Origin of the sequence: Halorubellus salinus (assembly GCF_020567525.1) — an archaeon.
Lineage (GTDB): Archaea > Halobacteriota > Halobacteria > Halobacteriales > Natrialbaceae > Halorubellus > Halorubellus salinus.
On record NZ_JAJCVI010000002.1, the window covers coordinates 1 to 18573 of the forward strand.

Annotated in this window: 21 protein-coding genes, 1 tRNA gene and 1 pseudogene; 10 read left to right on the forward strand and 13 right to left on the reverse strand. The window is 67.3% G+C overall.

Annotation, left to right across the window (positions count from 1 at the left end; genetic code table 11):
* From LI336_RS04455 to LI336_RS04470, 4 genes are all read right to left on the reverse strand, one after another.
* On the reverse strand, nucleotides 1-730 hold a 730-nt coding region (locus LI336_RS04455), incomplete at its 3' end, for an RNA-guided endonuclease InsQ/TnpB family protein (protein ID WP_227131441.1).
* A gap of 157 nt (nucleotides 731-887) precedes the next feature.
* Nucleotides 888-1334 carry a hypothetical protein gene (locus LI336_RS04460; protein WP_227131442.1) on the reverse strand — a complete coding sequence of 149 codons (447 nt, stop codon included), beginning with the start codon at nucleotides 1332-1334 and terminating at the stop codon, nucleotides 888-890.
* Between the two features lie 85 nt (nucleotides 1335-1419).
* Nucleotides 1420-1923 (reverse strand): Hsp20/alpha crystallin family protein, encoded by a 504-nt coding sequence (locus tag LI336_RS04465; RefSeq protein WP_227131443.1) that lies wholly within the window; start codon nucleotides 1921-1923, stop codon nucleotides 1420-1422.
* On the reverse strand, nucleotides 1920-2078 hold the full coding sequence (locus tag LI336_RS04470) for a DUF7559 family protein (protein ID WP_227131444.1): 159 nt from the start codon (nucleotides 2076-2078) through the stop codon (nucleotides 1920-1922). The genes LI336_RS04465 and LI336_RS04470 overlap by 4 nt, the downstream gene beginning before the upstream one ends.
* A gap of 169 nt (nucleotides 2079-2247) precedes the next feature.
* Here LI336_RS04470 and LI336_RS04475 point away from each other — a divergent pair, with 169 nt between their 5' ends.
* From LI336_RS04475 to LI336_RS04495, 5 genes and pseudogenes are all read left to right on the forward strand, one after another.
* Entirely contained in the window at nucleotides 2248-4029 is a 1782-nt protein-coding gene (locus LI336_RS04475; protein WP_227131445.1) for a radical SAM protein, read from the forward strand.
* A gap of 144 nt (nucleotides 4030-4173) precedes the next feature.
* Nucleotides 4174-4569: a TRAM domain-containing protein gene (locus tag LI336_RS04480; protein ID WP_227131446.1), complete on the forward strand. Its 396-nt coding sequence runs from the start codon at nucleotides 4174-4176 to the stop codon at nucleotides 4567-4569.
* A 67-nt stretch (nucleotides 4570-4636) separates the two neighbouring features.
* Nucleotides 4637-5296, forward strand: a pseudogene (locus tag LI336_RS04485) (metal-dependent transcriptional regulator); the annotation flags it as partial.
* 200 nt (nucleotides 5297-5496) lie between these two features.
* The gene (locus LI336_RS04490; RefSeq protein WP_227131447.1) at nucleotides 5497-6288 is read left to right on the forward strand and encodes a TMEM165/GDT1 family protein; all 792 of its coding nucleotides are present in this window, start codon (nucleotides 5497-5499) and stop codon (nucleotides 6286-6288) included.
* Nucleotides 6289-6369: 81 nt separating this feature from the next.
* Nucleotides 6370-7119, forward strand: coding sequence for a LysE family translocator (locus tag LI336_RS04495; RefSeq protein ID WP_227131448.1), 750 nt, complete (start codon nucleotides 6370-6372; stop codon nucleotides 7117-7119).
* Nucleotides 7120-7187: 68 nt separating this feature from the next.
* Here LI336_RS04495 and LI336_RS04500 read toward each other — a convergent pair whose 3' ends face one another.
* Nucleotides 7188-7886, reverse strand: a complete 699-nt coding sequence (locus LI336_RS04500; RefSeq protein WP_227131449.1) for an HD domain-containing protein — start codon at nucleotides 7884-7886, stop codon at nucleotides 7188-7190.
* A gap of 128 nt (nucleotides 7887-8014) precedes the next feature.
* Between LI336_RS04500 and LI336_RS20330 the strand changes: the two genes are divergently transcribed.
* Nucleotides 8015-8806: an alanine--tRNA ligase-related protein gene (locus LI336_RS20330; RefSeq protein ID WP_227131450.1), complete on the forward strand. Its 792-nt coding sequence runs from the start codon at nucleotides 8015-8017 to the stop codon at nucleotides 8804-8806.
* A 90-nt stretch (nucleotides 8807-8896) separates the two neighbouring features.
* Nucleotides 8897-9973 carry a DUF3179 domain-containing protein gene (locus LI336_RS04510; RefSeq protein ID WP_227131451.1) on the forward strand — a complete coding sequence of 359 codons (1077 nt, stop codon included), beginning with the start codon at nucleotides 8897-8899 and terminating at the stop codon, nucleotides 9971-9973.
* 124 nt (nucleotides 9974-10097) lie between these two features.
* On the opposite strand, the gene LI336_RS04515 is transcribed toward LI336_RS04510, so the two are convergent.
* Entirely contained in the window at nucleotides 10098-10277 is a 180-nt protein-coding gene (locus LI336_RS04515; RefSeq protein WP_227131452.1) for a DUF5786 family protein, read from the reverse strand.
* A gap of 147 nt (nucleotides 10278-10424) precedes the next feature.
* On the opposite strand from LI336_RS04515, the gene LI336_RS04520 reads away from it, so the two are divergent.
* On the forward strand, nucleotides 10425-10922 hold the full coding sequence (locus LI336_RS04520) for a hydrogenase maturation nickel metallochaperone HypA (RefSeq protein ID WP_227131453.1): 498 nt from the start codon (nucleotides 10425-10427) through the stop codon (nucleotides 10920-10922).
* 22 nt (nucleotides 10923-10944) lie between these two features.
* On the opposite strand, the gene ddfA is transcribed toward LI336_RS04520, so the two are convergent.
* The 5 genes from ddfA to LI336_RS04545 all read right to left on the reverse strand — a co-directional run bounded on the left by ddfA (nucleotide 10945) and on the right by LI336_RS04545 (nucleotide 14062).
* Nucleotides 10945-11289 (reverse strand): DdfA family disk-determining factor, encoded by a 345-nt coding sequence (ddfA, locus tag LI336_RS04525; protein ID WP_227131454.1) that lies wholly within the window; start codon nucleotides 11287-11289, stop codon nucleotides 10945-10947.
* A gap of 58 nt (nucleotides 11290-11347) precedes the next feature.
* Nucleotides 11348-11998, reverse strand: a complete 651-nt coding sequence (locus LI336_RS04530; protein WP_227131455.1) for a helix-turn-helix domain-containing protein — start codon at nucleotides 11996-11998, stop codon at nucleotides 11348-11350.
* Nucleotides 11999-12076: 78 nt separating this feature from the next.
* On the reverse strand, nucleotides 12077-12349 hold the full coding sequence (locus LI336_RS04535) for a DUF7571 family protein (RefSeq protein ID WP_227131456.1): 273 nt from the start codon (nucleotides 12347-12349) through the stop codon (nucleotides 12077-12079).
* 450 nt (nucleotides 12350-12799) lie between these two features.
* Nucleotides 12800-12872 (reverse strand) — tRNA-Gln (locus LI336_RS04540).
* Nucleotides 12873-12919: 47 nt separating this feature from the next.
* Entirely contained in the window at nucleotides 12920-14062 is a 1143-nt protein-coding gene (locus tag LI336_RS04545; RefSeq protein ID WP_227131457.1) for an acyl-CoA dehydrogenase, read from the reverse strand.
* A gap of 176 nt (nucleotides 14063-14238) precedes the next feature.
* Between LI336_RS04545 and LI336_RS04550 the strand changes: the two genes are divergently transcribed.
* Nucleotides 14239-14859, forward strand: coding sequence for a GNAT family N-acetyltransferase (locus LI336_RS04550; RefSeq protein ID WP_227131458.1), 621 nt, complete (start codon nucleotides 14239-14241; stop codon nucleotides 14857-14859).
* A 33-nt stretch (nucleotides 14860-14892) separates the two neighbouring features.
* On the opposite strand, the gene LI336_RS04555 is transcribed toward LI336_RS04550, so the two are convergent.
* Complete coding sequence (locus LI336_RS04555) at nucleotides 14893-16437, reverse strand: FAD-binding domain-containing protein (RefSeq protein ID WP_227131459.1); 1545 nt, start codon at nucleotides 16435-16437, stop codon at nucleotides 14893-14895.
* Between the two features lie 4 nt (nucleotides 16438-16441).
* Nucleotides 16442-16708: a DUF8142 family protein gene (locus tag LI336_RS04560; RefSeq protein WP_227131460.1), complete on the reverse strand. Its 267-nt coding sequence runs from the start codon at nucleotides 16706-16708 to the stop codon at nucleotides 16442-16444.
* Between the two features lie 165 nt (nucleotides 16709-16873).
* Here LI336_RS04560 and LI336_RS04565 point away from each other — a divergent pair, with 165 nt between their 5' ends.
* A complete protein-coding gene (locus LI336_RS04565) occupies nucleotides 16874-18556 on the forward strand; it encodes an acyl-CoA mutase large subunit family protein (protein ID WP_227131461.1) in 1683 nt (560 codons plus the stop codon).
* Nucleotides 18557-18573 lie beyond the last annotated feature (17 nt).

Sequence of the window (18573 nt, forward strand, 5' to 3'; positions counted from 1 at the left end):
ACGGGCCCTTTTTGCCTTCCGTATCGTACTCGTCACGGGTGAAGTAGTGTTTGTCCTGCTTCAGCACGTTCCCCGGATACAACTCCGAATCACCATCATCGTAGGCGATGGTGAGGTAGTTGCTGATTCCGAGGTCGATTCCAGCAGTGTTGTCGCCGGGAGCGTCCTCGACGGGGATTTCGACCTTGCAGACGAGGTGTAGTTCCCAACGATCGCCGTTCCACACGGCTCGCACTTGCTGGATGTTCTCCACGGCCACGTCCGGTCGTGTTTCGTACTCTGCGAGTATGAAGTCCGAGCGGTGGTTCTTCAGGTTGAATCCTTTGCTTAGACGGAGTTTGTTGTGCTTGGAATCGTGCTTGATGCCGTTCTGCTTCCACGTCACGGTGGAGCGTGGATGGTTGTCGCCTCGCTTTCGGTATCCCGGTGGATTCGCGTCTGTGTCGCCGTTCTTGCGCTTATTGAACCAACCGTTGAACGACTCAGCGAGTTCTTCGAGAACGCGCTGACTTGACTGAGAATGTAGGTCACTGTAGCGTTCGTGGTCTTTTAATTCGCGCTTGAGGTCGGCTTCGGACGGAATCTCACCAGTATCATCCCACTCCTGTTGGATGTGGTAGCGAGCGACGTTCCACAGTTTCGAGGCTGAGTGCCCGCAGTCATCGAGGTCGCCACTCACCTGTTGGTGGTTGACGATTTTCGCTCGATAGGTACGGGTTGTCTCCAGCATCGCACTGTGTTCATAAGCACTTATGAAGACTCTAGTATTAAGATTAACGACAGAGACGTGGAATATCCTGCCGTGCCATCGACGGCTGGTTGTGTAGGAATTGTCGGCTGTATCCCCGCCCTGAAGGGCGGGGTTTTAGCCTTGAGACTTCCATAATTCAGCCAGAACAGGTTGACTGACGATATCGGAGTTCGTCACCTGTGTCCCCGTTGTCTGCCCATTCGACGGTGAACCCTTCATCGAGTTCGTCCGTGTTCTGGCAAGATGGCTCGAATTTGAAAAACCGCTCGTCGTTCGGAGAGTGGCAGACTATCAGGGCCTCGTTCGCCGCAAACGCGTTCACTCGTTCCATGGACGACCCCTTCGTCTGCGTCCCCGGCTTGTATGGCGACAACTCGAACACGTCCGAAAACAAGACCTCGCCATCAGGTTCTGGTTGCGTCCGCGCCGACAGCTCAATCCTCACCGGGACGGGTGTCGAATTCAAGACGTTGATATCGACGGGTGGCTTTGCGGACCCACCTATCGAACTACACCCCGGAACGATGAGGGTCGTTCCCACTGCCGCTGCTCGGAGCACCGACCGACGACTGGAGGGCGACATGACAGCAAACAACGGATGGTAATTTCTAAATCTTGTGTAGAATCTTTGCGACCCGTTGTATGATCTCCTCGAATCTGGGAGCAGGTCAGACGTCCGTGGAGTCCTCGTCGAAGCCGGCGTCGCCTTCGGGATCGTCGTCGCCCGCTTCGGCGTCGTCGTCGGGCGTCGCTATCTCGACGGTGCCGGCGCTCGCGTCGCGCTCGCCCTCGGTGGGTTCGCGCTTCGGGACGCGGACCTCGAGCGTGCCGTTCGCGCGGAGCGTCGCCGTGGACGCGTCGGCGTCGACGAGCGCGTCCGCGGGGAGGTCCGCGCGGCCGTCGAGGCTCATGCCGCGGCCGGGGACGCGCATCTCGTGGTCGTCGTAGAACTCGCGGAACCGGTCTATCTGGACCTCGACCGCGCCGTCGACGTACCGCACCTGGACGTCCGTCTGGGCGACGCCGGGCGCGTCGAAAACCACGAGGTACGCGTCGTCGCTCTCCAGGACGTCCGCGGGCAGCGGCTTCGACTCCTGAACGCGGCTCGCGGCACGACCGACGGTCTCCAGCACGCGGTTCCCGACCGACCGCGACACCTCGCCGAAGTTCATACCTCGATCTCCTCCAGGCAGTCGCTCCCGCCACAGAGCGGGCACGCGAGGTCCCCGACGGTGTGGTCGTCCGCGATGTCGTACGTGTAGTGGTTCTCGAACATGTCGAGCTCGCAACCGTCGCTCGTGCAGCGGACCTCCTTCGTGGCGGGCATGTCGGTCGCTACGGGGGCGACGGGAAAGGGGTTTTCGGAGGCAGCAGTGTCGTCGGTGCGGTCGGTGGGGTCACCCGTCGACCGACGCTGGCTCCCGTCTGGCCCCGGTCGCTCGCTCCCGAGCGCTCGTTCCGCACGCGTTTTACCGTTCGGCCGTCAATCACGGTGTATGACCGACCCTGCTGACGTCGACGTGACCCTCGTCGACGGCTACGTCGACGAACCGGCGCACTTCGGGGTGCCGCCGTACGTGTCGACGTACCCGCGGTACACGGCTGGCGCGCTCGTCGACGCCGGGGTCCCCGAGGAGAACGTCACGTACCACACGATAGACGAGCTCCGCGAGGACCGCTCGAAGTGGCTGGACGTCGAGCAGGCGGACCTCATGGTGTACATCGGCGGGATGACCGTCCCGGGGAAGTACGTCGGTGGGACGCCCGCCGAGCCGGACGAGGTCCGCGAGCTCGCGTGGACGGCGAACGGGACGAGCGTCATGGGTGGCCCCGTCCGGTTCGGGGTCGGCGAGGAGAACGCGGGTGCGACCGAGACCGAGCGCAAGAACCTCGACTTCGACTTCCTCGCGATGGCGGACGTCGAGGCGGCCGCGTACGACCTCGTCCGGAACGGACTGGAGGGGTTCAACGACCGGTATCGGGACGTCGCGGAGGTCGACCGGTGGGCGAGCCAGGGTGCGTTCGTCGTCGAACAGCACCCGAATCACCCCCAGTACCTCATCGCGGAGCTGGAGACGTCCCGGGGCTGCGCGTACCGGTGCTCGTTCTGTACGGAACCGATGTACGGCGACCCGGACTTCCGGACGCCGCCGAGCGTCGTGGGCGAGGTGGACGCACTCAGCGACCGCGGCGTGAAGCACTTCCGCATCGGGCGGCAGGCGGACATCCTCGCGTACGGCGGCGACGGCGAGAAGCCGAATCCAACGGCGCTCAGACAGCTCTACGCGGGTATCCGCGAGGTCGCGCCCGACCTGGAGACGCTGCACCTGGACAACATGAACCCCATCACGGTCGTGAAGTGGCCGGAGCTGTCCCGCGAGGGCATCCGCATCATCGCGAAGCACAACACGCCCGGTGACACGGCCGCGTTCGGCCTGGAGTCCGCGGACCCGGTCGTCCAGGAGCAGAACGAGCTGAACGTCACCGCCGAGGAGTGCTTCGAGGCGGTCCGTATCGTGAACGAGGAGGGCGGGTGGCGGCCGGGCGAGGAACCCGGGACGGGGCCGTCGACGGACGTTCCGACCGGCGCGGACGCCGGCGCGTACGGCGACGGGAGCGGAGCGTCGAGCCCGCACCTCCCGAAGCTCCTCCCCGGCATCAACCTCCTGCACGGCCTGGACGGGGAGACCGAGGAGACCTACGAGCTGAACAAGCAGTTCCTCGAACGCGTACTGGACGCCGGTCTGATGCTGCGTCGCGTGAACATCCGGCAGGTGATGGCGTTCGAGGGCACCGACATGGCGGAGACGGGTGCGAGCATCGCGCTCGACCACAAGCGCCAGTTCAAGGCGTACAAGCGCGAGGTCCGCGAGACCGTCGACAACCCGATGCTCCAGCGCGTCGCGCCCGTCGGCACGGTGCTCCCGGACGTCCACTTCGAGTACCATCAGGACGGGCGGACGTTCGGCCGCCAGCTCGGCACGTACCCGCTCCTCGTGGGGATTCCCGGCGAGCGCGAACTCGGCGCGGTCCGCGACGTCGTCATCGTCGACCACGGGTATCGCTCCGTGACGGGCGTCCCGTACCCGCTGGACGTGAACGCCGCGAGCATGGACGAGCTGACCGCGATTCCCGGCATCGGTTCGGGGACCGCGGGCGACGTCGTCGTGAACCGTCCCTACGAGTCGACCGACGACCTGCCCGTGGACGCCGACGTCGGCCTGGAGGGGTTCGCGACGGTCGACGACGCCGCGCGCCACGGCCAGCCCTCGCCCTGACCGGAGCGAAACTCCGGAACACGCGACCACCGACTCCACGGTATCGGGGATGGAGCCCGCGTGGGTGGGTCTCCGGCAAAGTTACGCCGTCGTTGGCGGTAGTTCTAAGGTGTCGCCGCTGCCAGGTACGGACGAGGGTTCACTGTGGAAATATCTGATAAGCTCTTGTGTCTGTTCAGCGCCGAAGTGACCGACGACGGCGACTCCTATACGGTCGAGATTCCGAAGCGAGAGGTCGAACGTGGGACCGTCGCCCCCGGCGACACGTATCGCGTCGCGCTCATCGAACGGGAACGGTCCTCGTCGACCGACGACGGCGACGAGCCGTCGCCGTCCGAGCCCCAGCCGCCCGTCGAGCGCGGCGAGACCCGGTACGTGGAGATCGAGGACATCGGGAAGCAAGGTGACGGTATCGCTCGCGTCGAACGCGGGTACGTCATCATCGTGCCAGGGGCCGACGTCGGCGAGCGCGTCAAGGTCGAGATAACGGAGGTCAAGTCGAACTTCGCGGTCGGCGAGATACTCGACGAGGACTTCTGACGCCCTCGTCGTTCCTTTCGCGACCGACTCTTTTTTGGGTTAGACGCGTCTAAATTCCCGTGAGCGAATGTTGAGTGACGTGATGGAGGATTACCTGAAGGCGATCTACGAGCTCCAGGACGAGCACGACCCGCCGGTGGCGACGTCCGCGATCGCCGAGCATCTGGACGTCACCTCGCCGACGGTGACGAGCATGGTCGAGAAGCTCGCCGAGCGCGGGCTCGTCGACCGCGAGAAGTACAAGGGCGTGGAGTTGACCGAGGAAGGGCGGACGGTCGCGCTCGAGGTCCTCCGTCATCATCGACTGCTGGAGACGTACCTCACGGAGCACCTGGAGTACGACTGGACGGAGGTGCACGACGAGGCGGACGTCCTCGAGCACCACATCAGCGAGGAGTTCGAGCGGCGGCTCGCGGCGGCGCTCGGCGAACCGACGGTCGACCCGCACGGCGACCCGATCCCGGGCGCGGACCTGAGCGAGCCGGAGGCGAGCGGCCACACGCGGCTCGCGGACCACGAGGCCGGGGACGTCGTGGAGGTCGCGCGCGTCAGCGACCGGGACGACGAGGAGCTCAGGTACCTCCAGAACGCCGGCATCACCCCTGGGACCGTCGTGGAGGTCCTGTCGGTCGCGCCGTTCGGGATGGTGACGGTCGCGGTCGGCGACACCGAACAGAGCCTCCCGGAAGCGGTCGCCGCGTCCATCGAGGTCCGCGACCCCGAGGACACTGGTGACGGCCGACAGGAGGACGCTGCGGGCGACGGCCGACAGGAGGACGCTACTGGCGACGGCCGACAGGAGGACGCTGCGGGCGACGGCCGACAGGAGGACGCTACTGGCGACGGCCGACAGGAGGACGCTACTGGCGACGGCCGACAGGAGGACGCTGCGGGCGACGACGCGGAGAACGACGAGGTGCTCGATGCGTGACGGCGGTTCCGTTCTGGGAGCTCGTCGTCATCGCGCTCGTCGCGCAGTTGACGGTCCTGCCGGGTGAGAAGGTCCAGTTCATCATCGCCGGGCTCTCCACGCGGTACAACCCGCTCGTGGTGGTCGCAGCGGCAGGGAGCGCGTTCGCGCTCTGGACGGTCGTCGAGATACAGGCGGGGAGCCTCGTCCAGCAGGTCCTCCCGGGCGTCTGGCTGAGCGTGTTCACGGGCGCGATGTTCCTCCTGTTCGCCGTGCTTCTCGTGCGCTCCGCCCCCGAGAAGGGGCAATCCGCGAGCGAGGCAGCCGTCGGCGCGGAGACCGACGGCGGCGTCGTGCACGCCGACGACGCCGGCGGCCTGCTCGCGGGCGACGTCGACGACGTCACCGTGTTCGGCCGCCAGGTCCCGAACGCGCTCGGCGGGTTCGTCCCGATATTCGCGATGATGCTCACCGGCGAGTTCGGTGACAAGACCCAGATCATCACCATCACGCTCGCCGCGGAGTACGGTGCGCGCGCCGGCATCTGGGTCGGCGAGATGCTCGCCATCATCCCCGTGAGTATCGCGAACGCGTACTTCTTCTACACGTTCAGTCATCGGTTCGACGTCCGGAAGGCCCACTTCGTCGGCGCGGGCGTGTTCGCGTTCTTCGCGTTCGATACCGCGCTCTCGCTCGTCGTCGGCGTCTCGCTCTGGGAGCGCTTCGTCGCCGCGGTCACGGCCGTGCTCGCACCGCTCGTCGACGCGGTCGCAGGTATCGTTCCGGCCGCGCTCGCGGTCGCGCTCTGACGTCCGCGGGCTGACGCCTGCTCGCGCACGGGTCGCCGACGACGACGGACTTTTCGGGCGGTCGGTCATAGACGAACGAGAATGGTGTCTCTCGTCGCGACGCTCGCGCTCGGCGCGGTGTTCGGACTCGCGCTCGCCGCGCCACCGGGACCGATGAACGCCGTCATCGCCCAGGAGAGCGTCGTCCGCGGGTGGCGAGCGGGTGCGAGCGCTGGCCTCGGCGCGTTCACCGCTGACGCAGCGTTCTTCGTCCTCGCCGCGGTCGGCGTCGTCGAGTTCGTCGAGACCGCACCGACGCTGAAGGCCGCGATGGTCGCCGGCGGTGGCGTCCTCATGCTGTACTTCGCGTACGGCGCGCTCGGGGACGTCCGCGACGGCGCCGCGTTCGGCGTCGACCCCGCGACCGCCGGCGACGCGCCGGGCGACGCGACGACGCCGGCAGCCACAGAGACGCCCGCGTCGCGCGTCGACGCCGACAAACGCGGGTTCACGAAGGCGTTCGCGCTCGCCATCACGAATCCCTACCAGATCGTGTTCTGGCTGACCGTCGGCGTCAGGATGCTCCAGCCCGGAACTGTCGACGTCCTCTCGCACACGCCGTACGTGGGCGGGGCGCTCGACGGCGTGCTCGTCGTCACCACCGGCAGTCCAGCGCTCATCGCCGGGTTCTTCCTCGGCATCCTCTGCTGGGTCGGCGGGTTCCCCGCCTCGCTCGTCGCCGCCGGTAGACGCGTCGACGAGTTCGCGCCCACGGTCGCCGCCGCCAGCGCCGTCGTCCTCGCCGGCTTCGGCGTCGTCTTCCTCTACGACGCCGCCAGCACCCTCCTCTGAACGCTCCCCGGGAGAATCAGCGACGACCGCTCACGCTCAGCGGCGGTCGACGTCGTACTCTTCGACGCTCAGCGGAGGTCGACGTCGTGCTCCTCGACGTCCATCTCCGCGACCTCGCCCTGCAGCCACTCGCGGAACCACTTCACGCGCTTCAGCCGCTGGTGCGCGATGGATTCGGCGGTGTCGGACTCGATGCGTTCGACGGCGTCCTCGCCGCGGTCGAGCACGCGTTCGACCATCTCCGCGCTATCCATGTGCGTCCGCGCCTCGTACCCCATCCGGAGGAGCATCAGTGCCGTCCCGTTCGCGCCGACCTTGTCGAGGATGTCCGCCTCGATGAGGCATTGGGTCTCCATCGGGAGGTCACCGAGTTCGTCCTGGTACGAGTGGAGTTCGATGCTCCGACAGACCTCGTCCACGAACGACGCCGGGAACGACCCGCGGGTCTCCAGGTACTCGCGAGCGACGCGCGCGCCCTCCTCGGCGTGCACGTCCTGGTCGGCGTCGAGTTTCGCGATGTCGTGGAACAGCGCCGCGACCTTCGTCACGTCCACGTCCGCGCCCTCCCGTTCCGCGATCTTCCCGGAGAGCTCGACGACGTTCAGGATGTGATTGTAGCGGTACTCCGCGGAGTGCCACGGATACCACCGCATCCGGCCGCCCTCCTCTTCGTTCTCGACGCTCGCCGCGAGGTAGTCGTACACGAACTGCTTCATGTCCGCGAACTCCTCGTCGGTGACGCGCCCTTCCTTTATTTCGACGCCCACGCGTTCCCACCTCGAAGAAGAACCGCAATCGAACTGTGCTTGGTCATTGTTGTCTCTAAAAACGCCCGTTCAACTCTTAGGCGTTTCGACACCCCACACTTATCTTCCACGACGCCCTCCGAGCGACCGTGACCGAGCGACGTTACCTCGACGATTCGAGCGTCCGGGAGTTCGCGGCGACCGTGACCGACGTCCGCGGCGACCGCGTGGTGCTCGACGCGACGCAGTTCTATCCGACCGGCGGCGGGCAACCCCACGACACGGGCGTCCTCCGCACCGAGACCGACGAGTTCGACGTCGTCGACGTCCAGTTGACCGACGAACTCGAACACCATCTCGATCTGGACCTGGACGGCGACGGTGCCGTGGACGCCGACGAGGCGCTCGACCTCGCCGTCGGCGACGACGTCGTCGGCGTGGTCGACGACGCGCGCCGGACCGCGCACTCGCGGTACCATACCGCCCAACACCTCCTCTCGGCGGTCCTCCTCGACGAGTTCGACGCGCGAACGACCGGGAACCAGCTCTACGAGGACCGCGCCCGCTTGGACTGCGAGTACGACCGCTTCGACGACGACGACCTCGCAACCATCGAATCGCGACTCCGCGACCTCGTCGACGCGGACGAACCCGTCCGCTGGTACACGATGGACCGCGACACCGCCGAGCACGAGCTCGACACCGACCGGACGCGCATCGACCTGCTCCCCGACAGCATCACCGAACTCCGCATCGTCGAGATCGGCGGCGACGGGCCGCGCGGGCACTGCGAGCGCGTCGACGCGGCCAGCGACCCCATCGACCGGACGGCGTGCGCCGGCACGCACGTCACCGGGACCGGCGACGTCGGCGCGGTGACCGTGACGGGCCGCGAGACCGCCGGGAAGGGCGAGGAACGCGTCCGGTTCGAACTCGACTGAGCGAGCACTCACGACGGCGCCCGGACGCTCCCTCGTGCGGCCAGCTCGCACATCCGAACGTTTTCACGGTCCCAGGGTGCACGCCAGCGTATGGACATCAAGGACGTCCTCCCGCGGGACGCCATCCCGAGCGTGGACGACCCGACGTACGAACCGGTGAGCGAGTACGCTGGCGACCCCGGGGACGAGGTGGTCGTCGTCGACACCGTCGCGTCGCCGACGCGACGAGCAGACGGAACCGCGAGCGGCGGTTCCGTCGACGGCGACCCGGCGCGCGCGTTCCCCATCCGCTACCTGCACTACCACGAGATCTGTAACGCGGTCGTCGGCGACGACCCGGTTGCGGTGACGTGGTGTCCGCTCTGCGGGAGCGCGGTCGTCTACGACCGTCGTGTCGGCGAAGCCGCCACGGGCTCCCGCTCGCATCGCTCGCGGGAACGACGCGTCGACAGCGACGACGGGGAGCGCGTGCTCGAGTTCGGCGTGAGCGGGAAGCTCGCGGACGACGACCTCGTGATGTACGACCGCGAGACCGAGAGCGAGTGGAAGCAGTCCACGGGGACCGCCATCGCCGGGCCGCTCGAAGGCACGGCCCTCGAGGTACTCCCGGCGGCGATGACGACCGTCGGTGCGTTCCGCGACGCGAACCCGGACGGCGAGGTGCTCGCCGCGCCGGGTGGCGAGAGCGAAGCGGCGAGCGACACGGACGACCCGGCGCCCGTCGACTACGACGAAGCGCCCTACGAGTCGTACTTCGAGATGGACGGGTTCGGGCTGGGCGCGCACCGCGGGACCGGCGACGAACGCGAGTGGGACCGCGACGACATCGCGCCGAAGGAGGTCGTCCTCGGCGTGGAACGCGACGGCGACGCGCTCGGGTTCCCGCTCGACCGACTGGCGGCGAACGGGAGCGTCGCGCACGCGACCGTCGGCGACGTCGACGTGGTCGCGTTCGCGACGAGCGACGGCGTGCACGCCTACGAGAACCCCGGGTTCGCGTTCGAACGCACCGTCGAACCCGACACGTACGTCGCCGACGACGCCCGCTGGACGGGCGCGACCGGCGCGAGCGACGACGGCCGGACGCTCGAACGCCTCCCGGCTCGGCGCCTGTTCGCGTTCGCGTGGCAGGACGACCACGGGCCCGACGCCTTCTGGACGCCGTAACCCGGGTCGCACGCAGCGGTCCTGTTCCGTCGATTGTGGCCCTGCTCGTCGCCGTCGTCCACGCACCCGCGAGAAAGATTCGCTCGAATCGTCGGCCTCGGTCGTCGACGCGACCGCCCGGACGTCAGTCGTCGTCGCTGCCCTTCATCTGGGACAGCTGGTCCACGAGCTCCTCGTTGGAGAGCTCGGACTCGAAGGAGACGTCGCCGTCGTGCTCGGACTCGTGCACGTTCACCGCGTCGTCGTCGTCGAAGTCTGTGTCGTCGTCCTTCTGTTCGGACTCGTCGTAGCTACCAAAACCCATACCAGCAACGTGGGGGAGGCCGCGGGAAAAGCACCCCGGTATCGTCGCCACCACGACACGCGCTCACGACCCACCCGTGACGCGCTCGCACCACCACGCATCCCCCGGGAACGCAGGACGTATTCGCCACCACCCCCTAGTCGGCGCATGGACGAGTGGGTCTGCCGGACGTGCGGTGCAACCTACCACGAGGAGACGACGCCGTGCCTGCAGTGCGCGAGCGAAGACGTCCGCCACGTCGACGACGACGACGGCGAGGACTACAGCATCGACGCGGTCGCCTTCCGCTGCCCGAACTGCGGGAAGACCGTCCCGAAGCACACGCCGCCGTGTGACCGCTGCGGGAACATGCAGCTAGAGACCGTTCGCGGCGACGACGTCGACGACAGCGAGAACGCACTCCCCGACAGCTGGTTCGACCCACAGGGCCCGCTCTACGGCGCCCGCCGGACGCTCTGGACGCTCGCGACGTACACGCTCGGCGCGAGCGCCGTCGCCGCGTTCTTCGCGTTCGCCGGCGGTGGGAACGCCGCCACGTTCGGCGGCGGCCTCCTCCGGCTGACGCTCGCGCTCTTCGCGCTCGAGGTCCTCCTCATCGCCAGCTCCATCGCGTACGACCACGTCGCCAGCGTCGACGACACCTGACCACGACACCCGAGAAACGCCGTTACGTCCCGCTCTCCACGCCGCCCTCTCGAACGGTCACGCTACCGTCACCGTCGACGAACACCGTACAGCCGGCGTACGCGAACGAGAGCGTCCCGGTTCGCGTCCCGGAGAGCCCGTCGGGCTCCGCGAACAACGCGTCCAGTGCGTCCGGGTCCACCGACTCGTACAGCGGCGGCAACTCGAGCGAGTCCACGTTCAGGAGCGACGCCACCGTCCGCAGTACCCGCTGGGACGGCGGTACGTCGCCACCCCCACCACCTCCCGATGACGCCACACCGAGCAGCCGTTCCGCGTCGTCGCCGTTCGGGGCAGCGGTCGCGTCCGGTCGTTCACCAGAATGCATCTATGCGATACGTTAGGACCACCGGGGGTTGACCGTTCGTTCTTCAAGTGAAACGCGTTCAAGTACCGTCGACGAGCGTGTTCGAGAGCAGCGTCGCCGTTCCGCGCCGCAGCCGCGACCCCACCGACTGCCCGGTGATACCGAGCTCCGCACCCAGGTCGCTCAGGGACGTCCTCGCCGGCGAGTCGTAGTAACCACGCTCGTACGCCAACACGAGCGCCTCGCGCTGGGGTGCCGTGACGCCGAACTCGCCACCGGACGCCGACGCCAACCGCTGCACGCGCTGGAGCGACGCCGGGATGCCCTCGGCCTCGCAGTTGTCGCGGAACGCCCGCAGCCGGTCCGCGTTCGCCGCCCGCAACTCGAACACCCACCCGTCCGCAGTCCCCGAAGCCGACACCACCGTCACGTCCGCCGCCGCGATCGCCTGCATGAGCCCCAGGTGCCCCGGGTGCCACTCCGCCTCGAACAGCCCGCGGTCCGCGAACCGCTCGAGGACCGACACCGACCGCAGCTCCGCGAGCGACGCCAACCGCTCCCGGATTACGTCCACTTCCTCGCCGGCAACGTGTATCCAGAAGAACGGCATCACCGTGTCGCCCACCGGCACCAAGCGGTCCAGTTCGAGCGTCGCCGCCGGCGCCACCTCGAACGTCGCACCGAGCGGGAACGCGTCCGCCTCGAGCGTGAACTCCGCGATGGAAGCCATGTCACACGTTTACGCCGCCCGCCGCCTAAACGCACCGCTGACGGGCGGCGAGAATCGAGAACCGCGAGTCGACCCGCCTCAGGTCGATACCGTATCGCACTGCCAGCCGGGGTCGCATCCCGTCTCCTGGAGGAGCTCGGACCGGCACGCCGGACAGATGTCCGGTTCCTCGCTCTCCGTTCGCGGAACGTACACCGCGCCGCCGCACTCCCCGCACGCGTCCGCTACCACTGTCACGCAGTCCGTACAGACGTTGAAGTCGTCGACCGTGAGATCACGCAGCCCTTCGAGTTGTTTGTCCAACAGGTACTCGTCGATGGTCGCCTGACAGTTCTGGCACGATTGGAACACGGTACACCACAACGCATGACACACCCCCGTATAGGCCTTCCGGCCACGGCAGAACCACCCCACAGCACCAACCCCCAACCGATTCCACACCCCACCAACCCGCCGAACCAGAACCAGACGCACTCACTCACTCACTCACGCTCCTCCCAACCTCCAGAAAACCCCGAACCCCAACCACGGTCCCAGCACGACGCCCCCTGCCCCGAATCGCACCATGGACGACTCGACTCCACACGTTCGTTCACAACAGGATAGTCCCCGGCGGATATCGAACCACGGTCCCAGCACGACGCCCCCTGCCCCGAATCGCACCATGGACGACTCGACTCCACACGTTCGTTCACAACAGGATAGTCCCCGGCGGATATCGAACCACGGTCGCAGCAAACTGCTCCCTGGTTCGAATCCACCCGGTGGACGACCTGCTGCTCACGTTCGTTCGCAGCAGGATAGTCCCGGGCGGATTCGAACCGCCGTCAATGGCTCCAAAGGCCATTATGATTGGCCACTACACCACGGGACTGCAGTCGGACGTTCCGCGTGGACCGTAAAGAGGGTTACCTTCCGTCGCTACTGCTGGAGGTGGTCGCCGATGGTGTTCCGGAGGATCTCGCTCGTCCCCTCGTAGATCTCGTTGAGCTTCGCGTCCCGGTAGAAGCGCTCGGCGGGGAAGTCCTTCGTGTACCCGTAGCCGCCGTGGATCTGGATGCCTTCGTTCGCGACCTCGCGGCTGATCTCGCTCCCGTAGAGCTTCGCCTGCGCGGCGTCCTTGATGTAGTCCTCGCCGCGAATCTTCTTGTCCGCGGCCTTGTGCATGAGCATCTTCGCGGCCTGGACCTTCGTGTCCATGTCCGCGAGCTTGTGCTTGATGCTCTGGAACTCGCCAATGGGCTGCTCGAACTGCTCGCGTTCCTGCGCATAGTCGAGCGCCTCGTCGAGTGCGGCACGAGCGATACCGACCGAGCGCGCGGCGATCGTGATGCGGCCGCCGTTCAGGGTCTTCAGTGCCTGCACGAACCCGCGGCCTTCCTCGCCGATGAGGCGGTCCTCGGGAACGTAGCAGCCGTCGAAGCGGAGTTCCGCGGTCGGACAGCCCTTGTCACCGAGCTTGTCCTCCGTGCCTTCGACGATGAACCCGTCGTCCTCCTCGGGGCGCACGACGAAGCTCGAGATGCCCTTGTTGCCGGCGTCCGGGTCGGTCTTCGCGAACACCGTGATGGTGTCCGCGACCGAGCCGTTCGATATCCAGAGCTTCCCGCCGTCGATGACGTACCCGTCACCGTCCTTCTCCGCGGTCGTGTCCATCGCGGGAACGTCGCTCCCGGCCTGCGGTTCGCTGAGCGCGAACGCGCCGATGTCGTCGCCCTCCGCGAGCGGCGTCAGGTACTCCTCCTTCTGGGCTTCGTCGCCGAACTCGTAGAGCATGTTCCCGGCGAGACTGATGTGCGCGGCGACGACCGTCCCGAGGCCACCGCTCCCTCGCGAGATCTCCTCGATACCGATCGCGTAACTGTGGTAGTCGAGGCCAGCACCACCGTACTCCTCGGGGAACGGCATCCCCATCAGGCCGAGGTCGCCCATCTCGTCGACGAGCTCGCGCGGGAACTCGTCGGTCTCGTCGATCTCGGCGGCCTGGGGCACGACCTCCTCGTCGACGAACTCCGAGACCATGTCCCGGATCTGTTTCTGTTCCGCGGAGAGACTGAAGTCCATACGCGAACGGAAGGAGGGGCGTTCCTTTACTTTTCCCTTCGCGGAGCGCGGAACGCGCGTTCGCCGGACCCGCAGGCGGGAGTCGGTCTCACGGCGGACGCGACGGCGTGCGGGTCACTCGGGGACGTGCCACGCGTGGGACAACTTCTATTGTCGCCGACAGCGTAGGGACTGGCATGTACGTCCGGGACGCGAAGAACAGGGACGAGGTCTGGTTGCTCGACCGCATCGAGGAGATGGGGCTCGACGACACGGCGTTCCGGTCGCGCGATTACGTCATCGCGGTCGACGAGGGCTCGAACGCGAAGGCGGGGTTCGGTCGCATCCGCGTGCACAAGGCCGAGGAGCGCGAGCGCACGCAGAGCGGGCGGACCGACCGGGCGCCCGAGGACGTCTGCGAGATGACGAGCATCGGCGTGCTCGACGGGTGGCGCGAGCAGGGCGTGGGCGCGCACGTCGTGGAGCGCCTCGTGGAGTACGCGAGCGACGAAGGGTTCGACGTGGTGTACGCGTTGACGGACGAGGCGACGTATCTCGCGCAGTTCGGGTTCGAGACGATGTCCGCCGACGAGTTACCGGCGGCGCTCGCGGAGCGCCTGGAGGAGAAGCGCGAGGCGGTGGCGCCGGATGCGACGCCGATGCGACTCGCGGTCGAGTCGTTCTCGGTGCCGCCGCGGTTCCGCGAGCGGTTCAAGACCGCGAACGAGGACGAGGAGCCGCCGGACGCGGAGGATTCCGCGGAGGACTTCGGCATCGACGAGGAGACGGCGACGTACAAGTACGACACGGGCCGCTAGCGTCCGCTTCTCGCGTCTTCGCCTGCGAGAGGGTCAGAAGTCGCCGAGGCTCGCCTGCCCGGTCTCGTCGGGGTCGTCGTCGACGGTCTCGTGCCGTCGGGAGAGGCTTGCGCGCCGTCGTATTGCGGGGTCCTCGAGGGCTTCGCGAGCGCGGTCGGCGAGTCGCGAGAACCGGTCGCGGGTGTCGGTGGCGCGCGCGTCGAAGTCGACGACGCGACGCGGGTAGTCCGTACCGAGTTCGACGCCGCACTCGCGTTGCTCGGCCCTCGACATCGTCCAGGGTTCGGCGAGATACGCGTCGGGAACGGGCGCGAGTTCGGGGACGTGTTCGCGAACGAAGTCGCCGTCGGGGTCGTGCTCGCGCTGGTTCTTCGCGGGGTCGTAGACGCGGACGGGGTGGATGCCGGTGAGGTTCCCCTGCATCTGCCACTGCTCGTAGTTGATGCCGGCGTCGGCGTCGACGAGGTGGTAGTACATGAAGTCCGCGCCGGGCTTCCACCAGCACTGGAGGACGTGACAGTAGAACGTAGCGACGAGCGCGCGCATCCGGAAGTTCAGGTGGCCGGTGTCGACGAGACACCGCATGGACGCGTCGACGAGCGGATACCCGGTCTCGCCGCGTTTCCAGGCGTCGACGAGGTCGGGGTCGTGGCGGTCGCGGTGGAGGCCACGCATGACGGGGTTGATCGCTCGTTCGGTCGCTCGCGGCCAGTCCTGGAGCTTCTGGCGGAAGTGCTGGTTCCAGTAGAGGCGTTCGACGAACCGCTCCCGGCCCTGGCCGTGCGGGGAGTCCCGTGCGGCCTGGTAGGCCTCGCGGACGCTCAGGCAACCCATCGCGAGGTACGGCGAGAGCCGCGAGCAGCGCTCGCGCGCCGCCGTCGGCGAGGAGATGCTCTCGGGGTACGCGTCGAGGTTCGCGACGAAGTGCTCGAGCCGTCGTTTCGCAGGGGTGCGACCGCCCCGCTGGACGCCGGTCTTCTCGGGGTCGACGTCGTACCGGTCCCGTATCTCGTCGAGCGACACGTCGAGTTCGACGGCGTCGTCGTCGAGCGCCTGGTCGTCGTTGAGCGTCTGTTCGTCGTCGATTGCGGCGTCCAGCGCCTCCTTTGGCGGTACGACGCGCTCGGGGCCCGCGAACCGGTCGGCTTCCATGTACGCCTCGGCGTGACTGCTCCAGCCGTCGCGCGGGTCGTCGGCGTCGCGCCGTATCGCGTCCGCGACGTGCCCGACGAGGCGGTCGCCGAGTGCCGCCCGAGCTTGCTCGTCGCGCTCGCGGCCGTACCGGGCGGTCGTGTGGTGGTTGTAGTGGACGTCGGCGTCGAGGGCGTCCGCGAGCGCTGGCAGGACGCTGAGCGGGTCGCCGTGGGCGAGGAGGAGACCGCCGTCGCGCTCGCGGTACTGGGCGTCGAGGTCGGCGAGCGACTCGAGGAGGAACTCGATGCGGGCGTCGCACGCCAGCCCGTCCGCGAGGAACGCCGGGTCGAGCACGAACACGGGGACGGCGTCGCTGCCGGCGGCCGCGACCGCCGGGTTGTCGGGAACGCGCAGGTCGGCGCGATGCCAGACGATGTCCGGCATGCGTTCAGAACTGGGTGTCTCGCGGCGGGTCGTCGTCCTCCTCGCCGTACGAGTCCTCGCCGATGTCGCGGATGAACCCGTGCTTGAACCCGATGTAGCCGAGGAGGGAGATGGCGAGGATGGGCGGCAGGATGAGGAACCCCCAGAGGGGGTCCAGTCCCCAGAAGAGGAGGAGAACGACGTCGGCGACGCCGATCGCGACGAACGGGAGGATGTACAGCACGGCCCGGAGCCGGTTGACGTCCTTCCCCTCCGATGGCAGCGCGTCCATACTGGACGCTCAGGGGTGGAGTTCCAAAAGCACGCTGGTCGCGGCCGCGACCCGACGCGAGGAGGCGTCGGTCCTCGGCGGGTGAACGAGCCCGTGAACGCTCGGGAACTCGTCGTCGTGCCGTAATCGCGGTGATTTATGATGCGGGTGACCGACGGTTCTGGTATGTTCGACCAGGACGACCTCGAAGCGATCCGGGAGGGACGCGAGGACTGGGAAGAGTCGGAAGTCGACCCCGTCCTGGAGCGCTTCGGCGAACGAGAGGACGAGTTCACGACCGATACGGGCGGCCACGAGGTCGAGCGACTGTACACGCCGAACGACGTCGCCGACCTCGACTACGACGACGACCTCGGGTTCCCCGGCGAGGACCCGTACACGCGCGGCGTGTACTCGACGGGGTACCGTGGCCGATTGTGGACGATGCGCCAGTACGCCGGGATGGGGACGCCCGAGGAGACGAACGAGCGCTTCAACTACCTGATGGACGAGGGCCAGACGGGGCTGTCGATGGCGTTCGACCTGCCGACGCAGATGGGGCGGGACAGCGACCACGCGATGTCCGCCGGCGAGGTCGGGAAGTCCGGCGTCGCCATCGACACGCTCGCGGACATGGAGACGGTGTTCGAGGGCATCCCGCTCGACGAGGTGTCGACGTCGATGACGATCAACGCGCCCGCGAGCGTCCTGCTGGCGATGTACATCGCGGTCGGCGACCAGCAGGGCGTGGACCGCGAGGAGCTCCGGGGGACCATCCAGAACGACGTCCTGAAGGAGTACATCGCGCGGAACACGTACATCTATCCGCCGGAGCCGTCGATGCGCATCATCACGGACATCTTCGAGTTCTGCGCGGACGAGACGCCGAAGTTCAACACGATCTCCATCTCCGGCTATCACATCCGCGAGGCGGGGTCGACGGCGGCTCAGGAGCTCGCGTTCACGCTCGGTGACGGCATCGAGTACGTGAAGGCCGCGCTCGACGCGGGATTGGACGTGGACGAGTTCGCGCCGCAGCTATCGTTCTTCTTCAACGGACACAACAACATCTTCGAGGAGGTGGCGAAGTTCCGCGCGGCCCGCCGGATGTGGGCGACGATCATGGAGGAGCGCTTCGACGCCGAGTCGGAGAAGTCGAAGCAACTCAAGTTCCACACGCAGACCGCGGGGTCGATGCTGACGGCACAGCAGGTGGAGAACAACGTCGTCCGCGTCGCGTACCAAGCGCTCGCAGCCGTCCTCGGTGGCACCCAGAGCCTGCACACGAACGGGAAGGACGAGGCGCTGTCGCTCCCCACCGAGAAGTCGGTGCGGACCGCGCTCAGGACCCAGCAGATCCTCGCACACGAGTCCGGCGCAGCGGACACCATCGACCCGCTCGCGGGGAGTTACTACGTGGAGAGCCTGACGGACGAGGTCGAGGAGGACGCGTTCGCCATCCTCGACGAGGTCGACGAGCGCGGCGGGATGCGCGAAGCCATCGAGTCCCAGTGGGTGCAGCGCCAGATCCAGGACGTCGCGTTCGACCGCCAGCAGGAGATCGAGGAGAAGGAACGCGTCATCGTCGGCGTGAACGAGTTCCAGGTCGACGAGGAGCCCGAGATGGACATCGAGGAGGTCGCGCCCGAGGAGGAGGAGAAGCAGGTCCGGAACCTCGAATCGGTGAAAACCGAGCGCGACGACGAGGCGGTCGACGCGGCGCTCGCGGCACTCGAGGACGCAGCCGAAGGGGACGAGAACGTGATGCCGTACATCGTCGACGCCGTGAAGGCGTACGCGACCGTCGGCGAGATCTGCGACGTCATGCGCGACGTCTTCGGCGAATACCAACCCGGGAGTGCGCTCTAACTGACTCCTCCAGCATA

Excerpts from the sequence above, each read along its gene's own strand:
- LI336_RS04460 (WP_227131442.1), bottom strand. The coding sequence starts at position 1,334 with ATGTCGCCCTCCAGTCGTCGGTCGGTGCTCCGAGCAGCGGCAGTGGGA.
- LI336_RS04465 (WP_227131443.1), bottom strand. The coding sequence starts at position 1,923 with ATGAACTTCGGCGAGGTGTCGCGGTCGGTCGGGAACCGCGTGCTGGAG.
- LI336_RS04470 (WP_227131444.1), bottom strand. The coding sequence starts at position 2,078 with ATGCCCGCCACGAAGGAGGTCCGCTGCACGAGCGACGGTTGCGAGCTC.
- LI336_RS04475 (WP_227131445.1), top strand. The coding sequence starts at position 2,248 with ATGACCGACCCTGCTGACGTCGACGTGACCCTCGTCGACGGCTACGTC.
- LI336_RS04495 (WP_227131448.1), top strand. The coding sequence starts at position 6,370 with ATGGTGTCTCTCGTCGCGACGCTCGCGCTCGGCGCGGTGTTCGGACTC.
- LI336_RS04510 (WP_227131451.1), top strand. The coding sequence starts at position 8,897 with ATGGACATCAAGGACGTCCTCCCGCGGGACGCCATCCCGAGCGTGGAC.
- LI336_RS04515 (WP_227131452.1), bottom strand. The coding sequence starts at position 10,277 with ATGGGTTTTGGTAGCTACGACGAGTCCGAACAGAAGGACGACGACACA.
- LI336_RS04520 (WP_227131453.1), top strand. The coding sequence starts at position 10,425 with ATGGACGAGTGGGTCTGCCGGACGTGCGGTGCAACCTACCACGAGGAG.
- ddfA (WP_227131454.1), bottom strand. The coding sequence starts at position 11,289 with ATGCATTCTGGTGAACGACCGGACGCGACCGCTGCCCCGAACGGCGAC.
- LI336_RS04530 (WP_227131455.1), bottom strand. The coding sequence starts at position 11,998 with ATGGCTTCCATCGCGGAGTTCACGCTCGAGGCGGACGCGTTCCCGCTC.
- LI336_RS04545 (WP_227131457.1), bottom strand. The coding sequence starts at position 14,062 with ATGGACTTCAGTCTCTCCGCGGAACAGAAACAGATCCGGGACATGGTC.
- LI336_RS04550 (WP_227131458.1), top strand. The coding sequence starts at position 14,239 with ATGTACGTCCGGGACGCGAAGAACAGGGACGAGGTCTGGTTGCTCGAC.
- LI336_RS04555 (WP_227131459.1), bottom strand. The coding sequence starts at position 16,437 with ATGCCGGACATCGTCTGGCATCGCGCCGACCTGCGCGTTCCCGACAAC.
- LI336_RS04560 (WP_227131460.1), bottom strand. The coding sequence starts at position 16,708 with ATGGACGCGCTGCCATCGGAGGGGAAGGACGTCAACCGGCTCCGGGCC.
- LI336_RS04565 (WP_227131461.1), top strand. The coding sequence starts at position 16,874 with ATGTTCGACCAGGACGACCTCGAAGCGATCCGGGAGGGACGCGAGGAC.